The 15,639-nt window shown below is 74.1% G+C and carries 12 protein-coding genes; 11 read left to right on the top strand and 1 reads right to left on the bottom strand.

Annotated features, from left to right (window positions below; all coding sequences use genetic code 11):
- Window positions 1–139 precede the first annotated feature (139 nt).
- The 3 genes from V2S66_RS19950 (at window position 140) to V2S66_RS19940 (ending at window position 6,189) form a co-directional block, all read left to right on the top strand.
- Window positions 140–403 (top strand): WhiB family transcriptional regulator, encoded by a 264-nt coding sequence (locus V2S66_RS19950; protein ID WP_031519519.1) that lies wholly within the window; start codon window positions 140–142, stop codon window positions 401–403.
- 210 nt (window positions 404–613) lie between these two features.
- Complete coding sequence (locus V2S66_RS19945) at window positions 614–4,666, top strand: glycosyltransferase (RefSeq protein ID WP_330797241.1); 4,053 nt, start codon at window positions 614–616, stop codon at window positions 4,664–4,666.
- Window positions 4,663–6,189 carry a DUF5719 family protein gene (locus V2S66_RS19940; protein ID WP_330797240.1) on the top strand — a complete coding sequence of 509 codons (1,527 nt, stop codon included), beginning with the start codon at window positions 4,663–4,665 and terminating at the stop codon, window positions 6,187–6,189. Before V2S66_RS19945 ends, V2S66_RS19940 begins: the two co-directional genes overlap by 4 nt.
- 72 nt (window positions 6,190–6,261) lie before the next feature.
- On the opposite strand, the gene V2S66_RS19935 is transcribed toward V2S66_RS19940, so the two are convergent.
- Window positions 6,262–6,714, bottom strand: a complete 453-nt coding sequence (locus tag V2S66_RS19935) for a metallopeptidase family protein (protein WP_330797239.1) — start codon at window positions 6,712–6,714, stop codon at window positions 6,262–6,264.
- A gap of 245 nt (window positions 6,715–6,959) precedes the next feature.
- Between V2S66_RS19935 and V2S66_RS19930 the strand changes: the two genes are divergently transcribed.
- The 8 genes from V2S66_RS19930 to V2S66_RS19895 all read left to right on the top strand — a co-directional run bounded on the left by V2S66_RS19930 (window position 6,960) and on the right by V2S66_RS19895 (window position 15,444).
- Window positions 6,960–7,430: a DUF3499 domain-containing protein gene (locus V2S66_RS19930; RefSeq protein WP_330797331.1), complete on the top strand. Its 471-nt coding sequence runs from the start codon at window positions 6,960–6,962 to the stop codon at window positions 7,428–7,430.
- Window positions 7,431–7,668: 238 nt separating this feature from the next.
- Complete coding sequence (locus V2S66_RS19925; protein WP_330797238.1) at window positions 7,669–9,027, top strand: phosphomannomutase/phosphoglucomutase; 1,359 nt, start codon at window positions 7,669–7,671, stop codon at window positions 9,025–9,027.
- 288 nt (window positions 9,028–9,315) lie between these two features.
- Window positions 9,316–9,495, top strand: a complete 180-nt coding sequence (locus V2S66_RS19920) for a Trm112 family protein (protein WP_330797237.1) — start codon at window positions 9,316–9,318, stop codon at window positions 9,493–9,495.
- 105 nt (window positions 9,496–9,600) lie between these two features.
- Window positions 9,601–10,752 (top strand): SIS domain-containing protein, encoded by a 1,152-nt coding sequence (locus V2S66_RS19915; protein WP_330797236.1) that lies wholly within the window; start codon window positions 9,601–9,603, stop codon window positions 10,750–10,752.
- 5 nt (window positions 10,753–10,757) lie between these two features.
- Window positions 10,758–11,966, top strand: coding sequence for a mannose-6-phosphate isomerase, class I (manA, locus tag V2S66_RS19910; RefSeq protein WP_330797235.1), 1,209 nt, complete (start codon window positions 10,758–10,760; stop codon window positions 11,964–11,966).
- 96 nt (window positions 11,967–12,062) lie between these two features.
- A complete protein-coding gene (locus V2S66_RS19905) occupies window positions 12,063–13,022 on the top strand; it encodes a cation diffusion facilitator family transporter (RefSeq protein ID WP_330797234.1) in 960 nt (319 codons plus the stop codon).
- A 247-nt stretch (window positions 13,023–13,269) separates the two neighbouring features.
- Window positions 13,270–14,721, top strand: a complete 1,452-nt coding sequence (gene ahcY, locus V2S66_RS19900; RefSeq protein WP_330797233.1) for an adenosylhomocysteinase — start codon at window positions 13,270–13,272, stop codon at window positions 14,719–14,721.
- Window positions 14,722–14,814: 93 nt separating this feature from the next.
- Window positions 14,815–15,444 carry a hypothetical protein gene (locus V2S66_RS19895; protein ID WP_330797232.1) on the top strand — a complete coding sequence of 210 codons (630 nt, stop codon included), beginning with the start codon at window positions 14,815–14,817 and terminating at the stop codon, window positions 15,442–15,444.
- Window positions 15,445–15,639: the final 195 nt, after the last annotated feature.

The following is a 15,639-nucleotide window of genomic DNA, read 5'->3' as shown; positions in this document are numbered from 1 at the left end:
AACGGGCCCAATAGCAGATCTCGGCTTGACTGGCCTGGAGCCACGCACTTGTAATTTCACTCGTGTCGTTCGGTCGGACGCCCCGGTGGGCGGACCCGGCAGGCACACCACGGGGAAGCACGACAGACGAGGGGCGCGCATGACCGAGCAGTTCCAGTTGCTGCTGGCCGAAGAAGCCGACGAAGAACTCGGCTGGCAGGAGCGCGCGCTGTGTGCGCAGACCGACCCCGAGTCGTTCTTCCCCGAGAAGGGCGGGTCCACCCGCGAGGCCAAGAAGGTCTGCCTCGCCTGCGAGGTCCGCTCCGACTGCCTGGAGTACGCACTCGCCAACGACGAGCGGTTCGGCATCTGGGGCGGCCTGTCCGAGCGCGAGCGACGCCGTCTGAAGAAGGGCGTCGTCTGACCCCCGGGACCTCCCGGCCAGGCCCGCGGCCTGCACGAACAGCCCGTCTCCCGCGCCCTTCGGCACGGCAGGCGGGCTGCCGTTGTTCCCACACCCGGACGGCGGCCCCGACATGAGCCGTTAGTGTGGGGGGCCGTCCAGGACGCAGCCCCCGCCACCGGGCGGGACCGCGCGTCGACCTCAGTCCAGCGAACCGGGGCCCGAACCTCGATGTCCGTGAACAGCCCAGCACCGGCCGCCCATCCGGCCGGCACCCCTGAGTTCCCGCGCCACGTCGTCACCGCCGTGCTGGTCGCGCACGACGGCGCGCGGTGGCTGCCGAAGGCGCTGGGGGGACTGCTCACCCAGGACCGCCCGGTCCAGGACGTCGTCGCCGCCGACACCGGCAGCGCCGACGACTCCGCCCGGCTGCTCGCCGAATCCCTCGGCGACCAGCGGGTGCTGCACCTCGCCCGGCGCACCGGTTTCGGCGCCGCCGTCGAGGAGGCCGCCCGCGCCGCAGCCCCGCTCACCGCCGCGCAGCTGCCCTACCTCCAGCGCCGCAGCGGCTGGGACCCCGTCAGCCGCAGCTGGAACGACGACGCCTACGACGAGCCGGACCAGCCGCACGGCGAGCCCGTGCAGTGGCTGTGGCTGCTGCACGACGACTGCGAGCCGGACCCCGGCGCGCTCGCCGCGCTGCTGCGCACCGCCGACGCCGAGCTGGCCGCGGGCCGCTCGGCCGCCGTGATCGGCCCCAAGCTGCGCAGCTGGTACGACCGCAGGCAGCTTCTCGAAGTCGGCGTCAGCATCGCCCGCAGCGGCCGCCGCTGGACCGGCCTGGAGCGCCGCGAGCAGGACCAGGGCCAGCACGACCAGACCCGTCCGGTGCTCTCGGTCTCCTCCGCGGGCATGCTGGTGCGCCGCGACGTCTGGGAGGAGCTGGGCGGCTTCGACCGCCGGCTGCCCCTGATGCGCGACGACGTCGACTTCTGCTGGCGCGCCCAGGCCGCCGGGCACACCGTGCTGATCGCCCCCGACGCAGTCATGTGGCACGCCGAGGCGGCCTCCCGTGAGCGCCGCCCGGTCGACTGCGCGGGCCGCTCCGCGGTCAACCCGCACCGCGTCGACAAGGCCGGCGCCGTCTACACCCTGCTCGCCAACACCCGCGGCCCGCTGCTGCCCTACGTCGCGCTGCGGATCGTCGTCGGCACCCTGCTGCGCACCCTGGCCTACCTCGTCGGCAAGGTCCCCGGCCAGGCCGTCGACGAGATCGTCGGTCTGGCCGGCGTCCTGCTGCGGCCCGGCCGGCTGCTCGGCGCCCGCGCCCGGCGCGGCCGCGGCACCGTGCCGCCCGCCGAGCTGCGCCCGCTCTTCCCGCCGCCCGGCGCCACCGTGCGCGCCACCGTCGACCAGGTCGTCAGCAACATCTCCGGCCGGGCCGACGCCGCGTCGGCGGCCGCCGGACGGCACGGCGGCGCCGTGGAGTCGGGACCCGGCGACGAGGACGGCGAGTTCCTGGAGATCGAGCAGTTCGCGCGGCTGAAGCGGATCGCCCGCAAACCGGGACCGGTGCTCTTCGCCGTCCTGCTGCTGGTGTCCCTGGTGGCCTGCCGCGGACTGCTCGGCGGCGGCGCCCTCTACGGCGGCGCCCTGCTGCCCGCCGACCCGGGGGCCTCCGACCTGTGGGGCACCTACGCCGGCTCCTGGCACGCGCTGGGCACCGGCGGCACCCAGTCGGCGCCCCCCTACCTGGCGGTGCTCGCGCTCTTCGCCACCGCGCTCTTCGGCTCCACCGGCCTGACCCTCACCCTGTTCCTGGTCGCCTCCGTGCCGCTGGCCGGGGTGACCGCCTACTTCGCGTCCCGCCCGCTCGTGGAGTCCCGGCTGCTGCGCGCCTGGGCGTCGGTCGCCTACGCCTTCCTGCCCGCCGCCACCGGCGCGCTGGCCGCGGGCCGGCTCGGCACCGCCGTACTGGCCATCCTGCTGCCGCTGATGGCCCGCGCGGCCGTCGCCATGGCGGGCCTGCAACTCGGCGACGCCGCCGTCGAACGCGGCGCCCGGCCCGGCTGGCGGGCCACCTGGGCGCTGGCGCTGATGCTCACCTTCACCACCGCCTTCACCCCGGTCACCTGGCCGATCGCGCTGGTGCTCGCCGCCGCCGTGCCCGGCTGGCGGGTGCTGAACGGCCAGCGCCGGCTGCTGGTGCCGCACCTGCTGCGGCTCGCCGCGCTCGCCGTCACCCCGATCGTGCTGCTCGCGCCCTGGTCGCTGGGCCTGATCGGGCACCCCGGCCGGCTGCTCGACGAGGCGGGACTCGCGTACGGCACCAAGAGCGCCTCCGGCGTCGACCTGCTGCTGCTCAGCCCCGGCGGGCCCAAGGCGTCCGGCGGCTTCCTGCTGGTCGGCGTGGTGCTCGCGGCGCTCGCCGCGCTCATGCGCGACTCCCGGCGCACCGCCGTCGTCGCCGCCTGGGCGGTCGCCGCCACCGGACTGCTCTTCGCCGTCGTCGAGAACGGCAAGGACTGGGCGGGCCCGGCCACGCTCGTCTACGGCCTCGCGCTGCTGGCCGCCGCGACGGTCGGCGCGGAGGGCGCCAACGAGCGCATCGCCGCCAGCGGTTTCGGCTGGCGCCAGCCGGTCGCCGCGCTGATCGCCTTCGCCGCGGCGGCCGCGCCGCTGCTGGCCGCGTTCACGTGGGTCCTCGACGGCGCCGACGGCCCGATCAGGCGCGGGGACCCGCAGCAGGTCCCGGCCTTCGTCGCCGAGGAGACCACCACCCGCGACCAGCCCCGCACCCTGGTCCTCAACGGCACCCCCGGCGACGTCTCGTACGCTCTGGTACGCGGCGCGGGCTCCCGTATCGGCGACGCCGAACTCGCCGCGGAGGCCCCCGCAGACCCGGCCCTGAACGGCGTCGTCGCCAACCTCGTCGCGGGCTCGGGCGCCGACCAGGGCAGCCGCCTCGCGGGCTACGCGATCCGCTACGTCCTCGCCCAGAAGGGCGCGCCGCGCTCCTTCTCGCGCATCCTGGACAGCACCCCGGGCCTGTCCCGGGTCAGCCAGACCGGCGGCAGCGAGCTGTGGCGCGTCGAGTCGGCGACGGTCTCCCGGATGACGATCACCGCCAAGGGCGCGGCGACCGTCCCGGTCGCGTCGGGCCGCGTCGAGGCGCACACCACGGTGCCCGCGGGCCCCGCCGGCCGGGTGCTGCGGATCGCCGACTCCGCGGCCGCCGGCTGGCACGCCACCCTCGACGGCGCGACGCTCACCCCCACCACCGTGGACGGCTGGGCGCAGGGCTTCGCGCTGCCCGCGGGCGGCGGCCGCCTCGACGTCACCTACGAGGAGCCCGTCGCGCACATCGGCTGGCTGGGTGTTCAGGCGTTCCTGCTGCTCGTGGTGGTCGTGCTGGCGCTGCCCGGCCGGCGCGCGGACGTGGACGACGACCTGCCCGAGGCCGGAGCCGCCGCCGCGGCGGCCGCCGCGGCCGACCTGCCGGGCCAGAACTCGGGCGAGGGCCGCAGGGCCCGCCGCCTCCAGGCCGCGGCCGAGGCGGAAGCGGAGGCGGCGGCGCCCGCCGCCGGATCGGTGCCCGACCCGCGCGACGGCGGCCACGACGCCGCGGAGCCGGTCCTCGCGCAGGGCGCCGAGGAGACCGCACAGGCGGCGGAAGCGTACGAGCAGGCCGCCGAAGGGTACGAGCCGCCCGCCTACGACCCGGCCGAAGGCGGCTACGACCCCTACGCGGCCCCGGCCGGCGCCGAAGGCTACGGCTACGACGAGCAGGCCGCCCCCGCCGCGCCCGAACAGGGCTACCCCGACCCCGCCTACGGTGGCGACCCGGCGCAGCAGTGGGACGGCCGGCAGCCCTACCCCGCCGACGCCGGCGGATACGAGCAGCCCGGCTACGGCTACGTCCCGCCCGCCCCCGGCTACGACCCCTACGCCCCGGCCGGCCAGGACGCCCAGGGCTACCAGGACCAGGGGGGCTACGCCCCGGACCAGGGCGGCTATCCGGCGCCCGGCTACGGCGAGCAGGGATACGGCGAACCGGGCTACCCACCCGAGCAGCCCTATCCCGGGCAGGGTTACGACGGCCAGGACGCCCACGACGGCCAGGGCGGCGGCCACAGCGGCCAAGGCGGCCACGACACACAGGGCGGCTACCCGGAGCAGTCCTACCAGGACCCGAACGCCTACCCCGATCCGAACGGGTACCCCGACCCGGCCACGTACTACGCCGAGGGCGACCCGCGGCGTGACGGGAGCGACCACCAGTGAACCGCAGCACGATCTCCCTGGCCGGCGCGGTGGCCGCGCTCGTCGTCCTGACCGGCGCCGCCTCGCTCACCGGCGGCAACGACTCCTCGGCGGCGCCCGCGGGCTCCGCGGCCCGGCTGCCGGTGCAGCGCAGCACGCTGCTGTGCCCGGCCCCCTCCACGTCGGAGTTCGCGACGACCACCTACACGTCGTTCACCCCGCAGGGGACGGCGGCCGCCTCGACCCCCGGCTCCGGTTCGACCCCTGGTGCGACCCCCGGCGCGGCCTCCGGCTCGGGCTCGGATACGGCGGGGAGGGCGACGCTGCTGCCCGCGACGCCGAAGGCCAAGCCGCTGACCCCGCTGACCGCGACCGGCAAGCCCGTCACGACCACCACCGACAAGACCGACGCGCCCGCGCTGATCGGCGGCGCCGACGGGCCGCTCGCGCCCGGCTGGACCGTGCAGCAGAGCACCGTCGTCGACTCCGGAGCGGGCCGCGGCCTGCTCGGCACGTCCTGCCTGGTGCCGGACAGCGAGTTCTGGCTCCCCGGCGCGAGCACCGCAGGCGGCCGCCAGGACTACCTGCACCTGGTCAACCCGGACGAGGCGCCCGCTGTCGTGGACGTCCAGCTCTACGGGAAGAACGGCCTGCTCAAGGCGTCCACCGGCGACGGCATCACGGTGCCGGGCAACAGCTCGGAGCCGGTGCTGCTCTCCACACTGGTGGTCGACAAGGAGCAGGACCTCACCGTGCACGTGGTGGCCCGCAGCGGCCGCGTCGGCGCCGCGGTGCAGGCCACCGACCCCGGCAAGGGCGCGGACTGGCTGCCGGCCGCCGCGGACCCGGCGACCTCGCTGGTGATGCCCGGCATCCCCGCCGACGCCACCGACGTGCGGCTGATCGCCTTCACCACCGGCTCCAACGACGCCGACCTCACCCTGAAGCTGGCCACCTCCACCGGCCCGATCACCCCGGCCGGACACGAGACGCTGCACGTCAAGAGCGGTATGACCACCGCCGTCGACCTCGGCGACATCACCAAGGGCGACGCCGGCTCGCTGATCCTCGGGTCGAGCACCGTGCACAGCGCGGAACCGGTGGTCGCGGCCCTGCGGATCACCCGCGGCAAGGGCAGCTCGCAGGAGCTGGCGTTCCTGCCGTCGACCGCGCCGGTCGGCACCCGCTCGACGGTCGCCGACAACCGCGCCAAGGGCTCGACGCTGGCGCTCACCGCGCCCGGCGCCGCCGCCAGCGTGAAGATCACCTCGTCCGCCGGCTCGTCCGGCGGCACGGCGAGGACCAGCACCGTCACGGTCAAGGCGGGCGCGACCCTGTCGCTGGCGGCGCCGCAGCCGGACGGCGGCAAGGGCGTCTTCGCGGTGACCGTCCAGACGCTCTCCGGCGGCCCGGTCTACGCCTCGCGGACGCTGGCGCTGCCGCAGGGCGGCGTGCAGATGTTCACCATCCAGCCGATGCCGGACGACCGCGGGCTCGTCGCGGTGCCGGACGCGGGGCCCGACCTGCGCATCCTGAATCGCTGAGCCTGCCGCCGGGGCCGCCTGCCGCCGGGGGTGGGCGGCGCCGGCGCGGGCGGCGGGGCGGCTCTGCCGGTCCTAGTCCTCGCCGTACTTCGGGTCGACGTTCTCCGGTGACAGGCCGAGCAGCTCGGCGACCTGCTCCACCACGATCTCGTGGACCAGCAGGGCCCGCTCGTCGCGCGTCTTGGCGCGGATCTCCACCGGCCGCCGGTAGACGACGATCCGGCTCGGCCGGTCCTTCGCCGCCCCGATGAGGCGCCCCAGCGGCACCGAGTCGCCGTCCCTGGCCGGCCCGTCCTGCGGCCACGGGACCTCCTGGACGGCGAACTCCACGTCGGCGAGCTGCGGCCAGCGCCGCTCCAGCCGGTCCGCGGCGTCCCGCACCAGATCGTCGAAGGCGTCGGCCCTGGTGAGGGCCAGCGGCACCTGCGGGGGCGCGATGGGCCCGCGCATCCCGCGCCCGTGCCGGTCGCGGTGACGCGGACGCGGCGAGGGCGGGATCGGAGGGGTGGGAGCCGAGCTGTCCATCAGCGAGAGCCTAGTCCTCGCGGAAGGCGCGCACAGCCACAGATCCTGCCCTTGTCGCCGATCGAGCGAAAGCCTCCGGCTTCACGGCGCGCGCCGCGGCGGGCCTGGACGGCATCCGGCCACGGAACTGACGGATATGCGCCACCGGGCGACCGAACCCGTCACACTCCGCCCAGGTGACCGCGGCGTTACCCTCGGTACACCGGTTCGCCGCACTCCCCGTACCCGCAGGTCAGCCCGGCGTGATCGGCGCGACCGTTTCGGATCGGCGGCCGGCGACACGAGCGGGTGACCTCGCGGAGAGTCGTCGCGGCCCGCTCAAGAGTGCGGTACCGTCCAACCTCGTGAGCCCTGTACGTCGCTGTTCGCGCACCGCTTGCGGCCGCCCCGCCGTCGCGACGCTGACGTACGTCTACGCGGACTCCACGGCCGTCCTCGGCCCTCTCGCGACCTACGCGGAACCCCACTGCTACGACCTCTGCTCCGAGCACTCCGAGCGGCTCACCGCGCCGCGCGGCTGGGAGGTCGTACGGCTGGCCACGGACTCCGGTCCGGTGCGGCCCAGCGGAGACGACCTGGAAGCGCTCGCCAACGCGGTGCGCGAGGCCGCACGGCCCCAGGAGCGGCGCAGGAGCGGGCCGGGACCGCGCGACATCGATCCGCTGGAGGTCGCCCGCCGCGGCCACCTGCGGGTGCTGCGCTCGCCCGACTCCTAGACCGCTCCCGGACCGCCGCCACACGCCCTCCCGCGAGGCCGTATCCGGAACCGGGTCGGTGCCGTGGTCGTGGCCGGGGCCGGTCCCCTGGCCGGGATCGCGGTCGGGGCAGGTCCGGCGGGTGCGGGTCGTTCGGTAGGTTGTGCAGGGCTTTTCCGCTGCCATCCGGGCGCGGGTGCGCCGCTGGGCCGCGACAGGCGCCCGGGACCTTTCCGCACACGTTCAACAGAGGTGCTCAGTGGCCGACTTGTCGCAGATCGTCAAGGCGTACGACGTGCGCGGCGTCGTACCCGACCAGTGGGACGAGCCGCTCGCCGAGATCTTCGGCGCGGCCTTCGCCACCGTCACCGACGCGACGGCGATCGTCGTCGGCCACGACATGCGGCCCTCCTCGCCCGGCCTGAGCCGCGCCTTCGGCCGCGGCGCCGCCTCCAGGGGCGCCGACGTCACCGAGATCGGCCTGTGCTCCACCGACGAGCTGTACTTCGCGAGCGGGCGGCTCTCGCTGCCCGGCGCGATGTTCACCGCCAGCCACAACCCCGCCCGGTACAACGGCATCAAGATGTGCCGCTCAGGCGCCGCCCCCATCGGCCGCGACACCGGGCTCGCGCAGATCCGCGCGCTCGCCGAGAAGTGGTCGCGGACCGGCGTGCCCGCCTCCGCCGCCGCGCCCGGCGCGATCACCGCACGCGACGTCCTCGGCGACTACGCGCAGTTCCTGCGCTCCCTGGTCGACCTGGCCGCGATCCGGCCGCTGAAGGTCGTGGTGGACGCCGGCAACGGCATGGGCGGCCACACCGTGCCCACCGTCCTCGCCGGGCTGCCCGTCGACCTCGTGCCGATGTACTTCGAACTCGACGGCACCTTCCCGAACCACGAGGCGAACCCGCTGGACCCGAAGAACCTCGTCGACCTCCAGGCGAAGGTCCTGGAGACCGGCGCCGACCTCGGGCTGGCCTTCGACGGCGACGCCGACCGCTGCTTCGCCGTGGACGAGCGCGGCGAGCCCGTCTCCCCCTCGGCGGTCACCGCGCTGGTCGCGGCCCGCGAGCTGGCCGCGAACCCCGGCGGCGTCATCATCCACAACCTGATCACCTCCCGCTCGGTGCCCGAGGTCGTGGCCGAGCACGGCGGTATCGCGGTGCGCACCCGCGTCGGGCACTCCTTCATCAAGCAGGAGATGGCCGCCGCCGGCGCGGTCTTCGGCGGTGAGCACTCCGCGCACTACTACTTCCGCGACTTCTGGAACGCCGACACCGGCATGCTCGCCGCCCTCCACCTGCTGGCCGCCCTCGGCGGCCAGGACGGACGGCTGTCCGCACTGGTCGCCGAGTACGACCGCTACGCGGCCTCCGGCGAGATCAACAGCACCGTCGCCGACCAGGAGGGCCGCACCGCCGCCGTGCTGGCGGCCTACACCGGGCGCGACGGCGTCTGCTTCGACCACCTCGACGGCCTCACCGTCAGCGCCGCCGACTGGTGGTTCAACCTCCGGGCCTCCAACACCGAACCGCTGCTGCGGCTCAACGTCGAGGCCCGCGACGCCGCCACCGTCGCGGCCGTCCGCGACGAGGTACTGGCGATCGTCCGCGGCTGACGGGCTGACGGGCTGACGGGCCGACGGCTGACGGGCTGACGCGGGAGAACCGGCTGAACCGGCTCAACGGGGCGAACCGGCCGGGCCGGCCGGGTGTACGGCCGAGCCGATCGGGCATGCGGCCGGGGCGACCGGGCGCGACCGCCTGGCGATAGGCTGAGGAGGCGGAGAGAAACCCTGCGCGGACCCCTCACCGAAGGGCCGCCGGGCGGCTCGCCGTCCCGCACTTCCGGCGGCCGCCGCGCCGCGGAACCGCCCTGTCGTACCACCCGTCCGGAGGACATCGTCATGCCGCTCGTCGAACCCGGCCTTCTGGAGATCCTCGCCTGCCCGGCCTGCCACGCCCCGCTGCGCGAGGACGTCGACGCGCAGGAGCTCGTCTGCACCTCCGACACCTGCGGCCTGGCCTACCCGGTGCGCGACGAGATCCCGGTGCTCCTGGTCGACGAGGCCCGCCGCCCCGTCTGAGCCACCCCCGGCCCACCCCACCCCGCCCGGCCCCCGCGAAGACCCACCGAGGCCCGCGACGGCGTCCGGGGCGGAGCGGACCCCATCCGACCGGGAGGTCGCACCTTGTTCGACGAGTCGCTGCTGGAAGATCCCGAAGCGCTCGCCCGCGCGGACGCGCACGGACTGCTGCGCGGTGTCGCCGCGGCCGGCGCCCGGGTGCGCACCGCCCTGCGGCTCGCCGACGAGGCCGGCGTGGGCGCGCTCCGCCCCGACGGCCGCCCCCGCACCCTGCTGGTCGCCGGCAGCGGGCCCGAGGCCGCCGCCATCGCCGACCTGCTGGGCGCGCTGGGCGCCGGCAGCTGCCCGGTCGAGGTGCTGACGCCCACCGGACCCACCCCGCAGCAGTCCCGCTGGACCCTGCCCGGCTGGGCGGGCCCGCTCGACCTGCTGCTGCTGATCACCCCGCAGGGCGCCGAGCAGGGCCTGACCGACCTGGTCGAACAGGCCTACCGGCGCGGCTGCACCGCCTGCGCCGTCACCCCCGCCGACGCGCCGCTGGCCGCGGCCGTCGCCCAGGTCCGCGGCCTCGCCCTGCCCTTCGCCGGCGGCGACAACGGCACCGGAGTGCCCTCCTACGGCGGCGCGTACGGCGACAACGCCGCCTCCGACACCGGTGCCTTCTGGGCCCTGCTCACCCCGATGCTCGCCCTCGCCGACCGGCTCGGCGTGATCACCGCGCCCGCCGACGTGCTCCAGGGCGTCGCCGACCGGCTCGACGAGGTCGCCACCCGCTGCGGCCCCGCCGTCGCCACCTACTCCAACCCGGCCAAGACCCTCGCGGCCGAACTCAACGACTCCCTCCCGCTGCTGTGGAGCCAGGGCCCGCTCGCCGCGGCCGCCGCCCGCCGCTTCGCATCCGTGCTCGGCACCCGCTCGGGACAGCCGGCCCTCAGCGCCGAGCTGCCCGCCGCCCTCACCGTGCACGGCCCGCTCCAGGCGAGCGCCGCCGCCCTGTCCGCCGACCCCGAGGACTTCTTCCGCGACCGCGTCGAGGAATCCCCGAGCCTGCGGCTGCGCATCGTGCTGCTGCAGGAGGCCGCCGACCAGTCCGGCTCGGCCGCCCCCGCCGCCCGCGAACAGGCCTACGCGCACGACACCCCGCTCAGCGAGATCACCGCAGCCGGCGGCAACGCCCTCGACGTCGCCGCCGAACTCCTGGCCCTGACGGACTTCGCAGCCGTTTACCTGGCCGTCGCCACGACCGAGAGACCATGACCGGCATGAACCGCCTGACGAACACCGTCCGCCCCTACGCCTGGGGCTCCGCCACCGCCATCCCCGAGCTCCTGGGCGCCGAACCCACCGGCGAACCCCAGGCGGAACTGTGGATGGGCGCCCACCCCGGCGCACCCTCCCGCGTCGACCGCGGCGACGGCCCCGTGCCGCTCGACGCCGTGATCGACGCCGACCCCGCCGCGGAGCTGGGCGAGGCCACCGTCAAGCGCTTCGGCCCCCACCTGCCGTTCCTCCTCAAGGTGCTGGCCGCGGGCGCCCCGCTGTCCGTGCAGGTCCACCCCGACCTCGAGCAGGCCAGGGCCGGCTTCGCCGACGAGGAGGCCCGCGGCGTCCCCTTCGACGCGCCGCACCGCAACTACAAGGACCCCAACCACAAGCCCGAGATGATCGTGGCCCTCTCGCCGTTCGACGGGCTGTGCGGCTTCCGGCGGCCCGCCGAGGCGGCCGACCTCATCGAAGCCCTCGGCGTCGACACCCTGCGGCCCTACGCCGACATCCTCCGCGCCCACCCCGAGGACCAGGCGCTGCGCGAGGTGCTGGCCGCCATCCTCGGCGCCGAGGCCGAAGCGATCGCCGAGACCGTGCACGCCGCCACCGAGGCCGCCGCGCGCCTCGCCGGCACCCCCGGCGCCCGGTACGCCGCGGACTACGCCGCCTACGCCAAGGCCGCCCGCAGCTTCCCCGGCGACCGCGGCGTGATCGCCGCGATGCTCCTCAACCACGTACGGCTCCAGCCCGGCGAAGCGCTCTACCTCGGCGCCGGCGTCCCGCACGCCTACCTCGACGGGCTCGGCGTCGAGATCATGGCCAACTCCGACAACGTCCTGCGCTGCGGCCTCACCCCCAAACACATCGACGTACCCGAACTCCTGCGCATCGTCCGCTTCGAGGCCGGCGACCCCGGGGTGCTCCGCCCCGAGGCCGCCCCCGACGGCGAGGAGCTGTACGCCGCCCCCATCGACGAGTTCCGCCTCTCGCGCTACGTCCTCGCCCCCGGCGCCGACGCCCGCGTCCTCGACCCGGGCGCCCCGCAGATCCTGCTCTGCACCAGCGGCACCGTCCGGCTGCGCACCCCCGGCGACCCCGGCGACGTCCTCACCCTGGCGCGCGGAGAATCCGCCTTCGTCCCGGCCGGGGAGCGGACCGCACTCGACGGCGAAGGCACCGTCTTCCGGGCCACCGTGGCTTCCTGACGCCGGACCGGGGCAGGCGGCTGCAAGAATGACCGTCCGCCACCGGGCGTCAACAGGTGGCACACAGCAGGACGACGGAAGGGACCTCCACCAGCTATGAGCGCGTCAGGCGGAACCAAGGCGATCGTCGCTGCGCTGAGCGCCAACCTGGCCATCGCCGCGGCCAAGTTCGTGGCGTTCGCCTTCAGCGGCTCCTCCTCGATGCTCGCCGAGGGCGTCCACTCCGTCGCCGACTCGGGCAACCAGGCCCTGCTCCTCATCGGCGGCAAAAAGGCCACCCGCGCCGCCAACGAGGAACACCCCTTCGGCTACGGCCGGGAGCGGTACGTCTACGCCTTCCTCGTCTCCATCGTCCTGTTCTCCGTCGGCGGCATGTTCGCGCTCTACGAGGGCTACGAGAAGATCCGCCACCCGCACGCCATCGACCACTGGTACTGGCCGGTCGGCGTCCTCGCCTTCGCGATCGTCGCCGAGGGCTCCTCCTTCCGCACCGCCATCAAGGAGTCCAACCACACCCGCGGCCAGCACTCCTGGATCGAGTTCATCCGCCGGGCCAAGGCCCCCGAGCTCCCCGTCGTCCTGCTCGAGGACTTCGGCGCGCTCATCGGCCTCGCCCTGGCCCTGGCCGGCGTCGGCATCTCGCTCGCCACCGACGACGGGATCTGGGACGGCGTCGGCACCCTCTGCATCGGCACCCTCCTCATCTGCATCGCCCTGGTGCTCGCCGCCGAGACCAAGTCGCTGCTCATCGGTGAAGGCGCCCATCCGGAATCCGCCGCGCGCATCCGCGACGCCATCGTCGACGGCGACACCGTCACCGGCGTCATCCACATGCGCACCCTGCACCTGGGCCCGGAGGAACTCCTCGTCGCCGCCAAGATCGCCGTCCGGCACGACGACAGCGCCACCGAGGTCGCCCGGGCCATCGACGCCGCCGAGGCCCGCATCCGGGCCGCCGAACCGTTCTCCCGGGTCATCTACCTGGAACCCGACATCTACAGCGAAGCCGCAGCCGCGGCGGGCCCCGACCCCGACCAGACCCCCGGCGGACGCTGAGGACACCTGTTCTCCCGGTCCGCTGGGGCGCATGGGCCCGCCGGTGTAGATTCGTCCTTAGCCAGACGTCGCTGCTGATGGCGGTCGGGCGGTCCCCGCACGGAGACCGGCCGAGGGAGAGAGGGCCTCCGACGGATTGCGCTGCCGCAAGGGGACGGGTGTGTCCGTAAGGCGTGGCATCCCACGCCGCCCCACGGCCGCGCTCGATCCCCGTCCACCTCGACCTCAACCGCGAGGAGCAGCCCGCATGACCACCACCGCCACCGACTTCAAGGTCGCGGACCTCTCCCTTGCCGCATTCGGCCGCAAGGAGATCACCCTCGCCGAGCACGAGATGCCCGGCCTGATGTCGCTCCGCAAGGACTACGCGGACGCCCAGCCGCTCGCCGGCGCCCGCGTCACCGGCTCCCTGCACATGACCGTGCAGACCGCCGTCCTGATCGAGACCCTCGTCGCGCTCGGCGCGCAGGTCCGCTGGGCGTCCTGCAACATCTTCTCCACCCAGGACCACGCCGCCGCGGCCATCGCCGTCGGCCCCGACGGCACCCCCGACAACCCCAGGGGCGTCCCCGTCTTCGCCTGGAAGGGCGAGACCCTCGAAGAGTACTGGTGGTGCACCGAGCAGGCGCTGACCTGGCCGAACACCCCCACCGGCGGCCCCAACATGATCCTGGACGACGGCGGCGACGCCACCCTCCTGGTCCACAAGGGCGTCGAGTTCGAGAAGGCCGGCAGCGTCCCCGCCACCACCGCGGAGGACAGCGAGGAGTACGGCTACGTCCTGGGCCTGCTCCGCCGCACCCTCGGCGAGACCCCGCAGAAGTGGACGCAGCTCGCCTCCGAGATCCGCGGCGTCACCGAGGAGACCACCACCGGCGTCCACCGGCTGTACGAGATGCAGCAGGAAGGCACGCTGCTCTTCCCGGCGATCAACGTCAACGACGCGGTCACCAAGTCGAAGTTCGACAACAAGTACGGCTGCCGGCACTCCCTCGTCGACGGCATCAACCGCGCCACCGACGTCCTGATCGGCGGCAAGGTCGCCGTCATCTGCGGCTACGGCGACGTCGGCAAGGGCTGCGCGGAGTCGCTGCGCGGCCAGGGCGCACGCGTCGTCATCACCGAGATCGACCCCATCTGCGCACTGCAGGCCGCGATGGACGGCTACCAGGTCACCACCCTGGACGACGTCGTCGAGACCGCCGACATCTTCGTCACCACGACCGGCAACCGCGACATCATCATGGCCTCCGACATGGCCCGGATGAAGCACCAGGCGATCGTCGGGAACATCGGCCACTTCGACAACGAGATCGACATGGCCGGCCTGGCCAAGATCCCCGGCATCGTCAAGGACGAGGTCAAGCCGCAGGTCCACACCTGGACCTTCCCCGAGGGCAAGACGCTCATCGTCCTGTCCGAGGGCCGGCTGCTGAACCTCGGCAACGCGACCGGGCACCCGTCCTTCGTCATGTCGAACTCCTTCACCGACCAGACGCTGGCCCAGATCGAGCTCTTCACCAAGCCGGAGTCCTACCCGATCGGCGTCTACGTGCTGCCCAAGCACCTCGACGAGAAGGTCGCCCGGCTCCACCTCGACGCGCTGGGCGTCAAGCTCACCACCCTGCGCCCCGAGCAGGCGGCCTACATCGGCGTCAAGGTGGAGGGCCCGTACAAGTCGGACCACTACCGCTACTGACCAGCGGCGCACCCGACCGAAGCAGTTCCTGACGCACACCGGCCCCCGTCTCGCCCGCGAGGCGGGGGCCTCGCCGGATTCAGAGACCACACCATGCCCCGCGGCCGTTACTCGTTCCACGACACCCATGACCACACCTCCCTCGGCTCAGAACACTTCCACTGCGCCACCGGTCCCTCCGGCTGGCGCTACACGGCACAGAACACCGCACCCGACGGCGCCCACGCGGGCTCCGTCGACCTCACGCTCGACGACCTCGGCCGTCCCATCCGCCTCGAACTGCACGCGGCCTCCTGGCAGGTCCGCGGAGCCGCGCTCGACGGTGTGACCTGGGTCCGGAGCGACCCCGCCGGCGAACACGCGCAAGAGGGGAACACCCAGGCCCACGCCTTCACCGGCGCCTCGCCCGCGTTCTTGATCGCCACCGCGAGACTGCTACGCCTGCAGCCAGGCGGCCCCGCCACCCGCATCCGGCTCGTGTCATTCCAACCCCCCGTGCTCGCACCGCTGACCGTCGACCAGTCCTGGTCGTTGATCACCAGGACAGCACACTCGACGGACAGCGGTTCGCTGCCTGTGGATAACTACCGCGTCGCCGACCTGGCCACCGGAGACCAGTACGACATCCACATCGCGGGGGACGTGGTCCTGGCCGCTCCCGGCATCGAACTGGAGGACCTGGAGTCGCCCCCCTCGTCCTTCGGCGCGCCCAGCTTCGGCTGATTTGACGCTGCCGTGGGGGGGATGTAGGTTTGAACGGTTGTCACGAGCTGGGACTACCCGGACGTGAACAATGGATCGTCGCTACTTCGCTCGACGAAGTCACCAACAAGCTCAAGCCGGGAGAAATCTCAGGTTGGGCTTTCGTGTCTTCGAAAAGCGGGTGGTAATTCCGACCGGAAAGCATCTGCTAAGGTT

Source organism: Actinacidiphila polyblastidii, from assembly GCF_036353415.1.
Taxonomy (GTDB): Bacteria; Actinomycetota; Actinomycetes; order Streptomycetales; family Streptomycetaceae; genus Actinacidiphila; species Actinacidiphila polyblastidii.
The sequence above is the reverse complement of the archived record's forward strand: the minus strand, read 5'-3'. Positions and strand labels throughout refer to the sequence as shown.

Coding starts and splice junctions, on each gene's coding strand:
- V2S66_RS19950 (WP_031519519.1), top strand. CDS start 140: ATGACCGAGCAGTTCCAGTTGCTGCTGGCCGAAGAAGCCGACGAAGAA.
- V2S66_RS19945 (WP_330797241.1), top strand. CDS start 614: ATGTCCGTGAACAGCCCAGCACCGGCCGCCCATCCGGCCGGCACCCCT.
- V2S66_RS19935 (WP_330797239.1), bottom strand. CDS start 6,714: ATGGACAGCTCGGCTCCCACCCCTCCGATCCCGCCCTCGCCGCGTCCG.
- V2S66_RS19920 (WP_330797237.1), top strand. CDS start 9,316: ATGCCGCTCGTCGAACCCGGCCTTCTGGAGATCCTCGCCTGCCCGGCC.
- manA (WP_330797235.1), top strand. CDS start 10,758: ATGAACCGCCTGACGAACACCGTCCGCCCCTACGCCTGGGGCTCCGCC.
- V2S66_RS19905 (WP_330797234.1), top strand. CDS start 12,063: ATGAGCGCGTCAGGCGGAACCAAGGCGATCGTCGCTGCGCTGAGCGCC.
- ahcY (WP_330797233.1), top strand. CDS start 13,270: ATGACCACCACCGCCACCGACTTCAAGGTCGCGGACCTCTCCCTTGCC.
- V2S66_RS19895 (WP_330797232.1), top strand. CDS start 14,815: ATGCCCCGCGGCCGTTACTCGTTCCACGACACCCATGACCACACCTCC.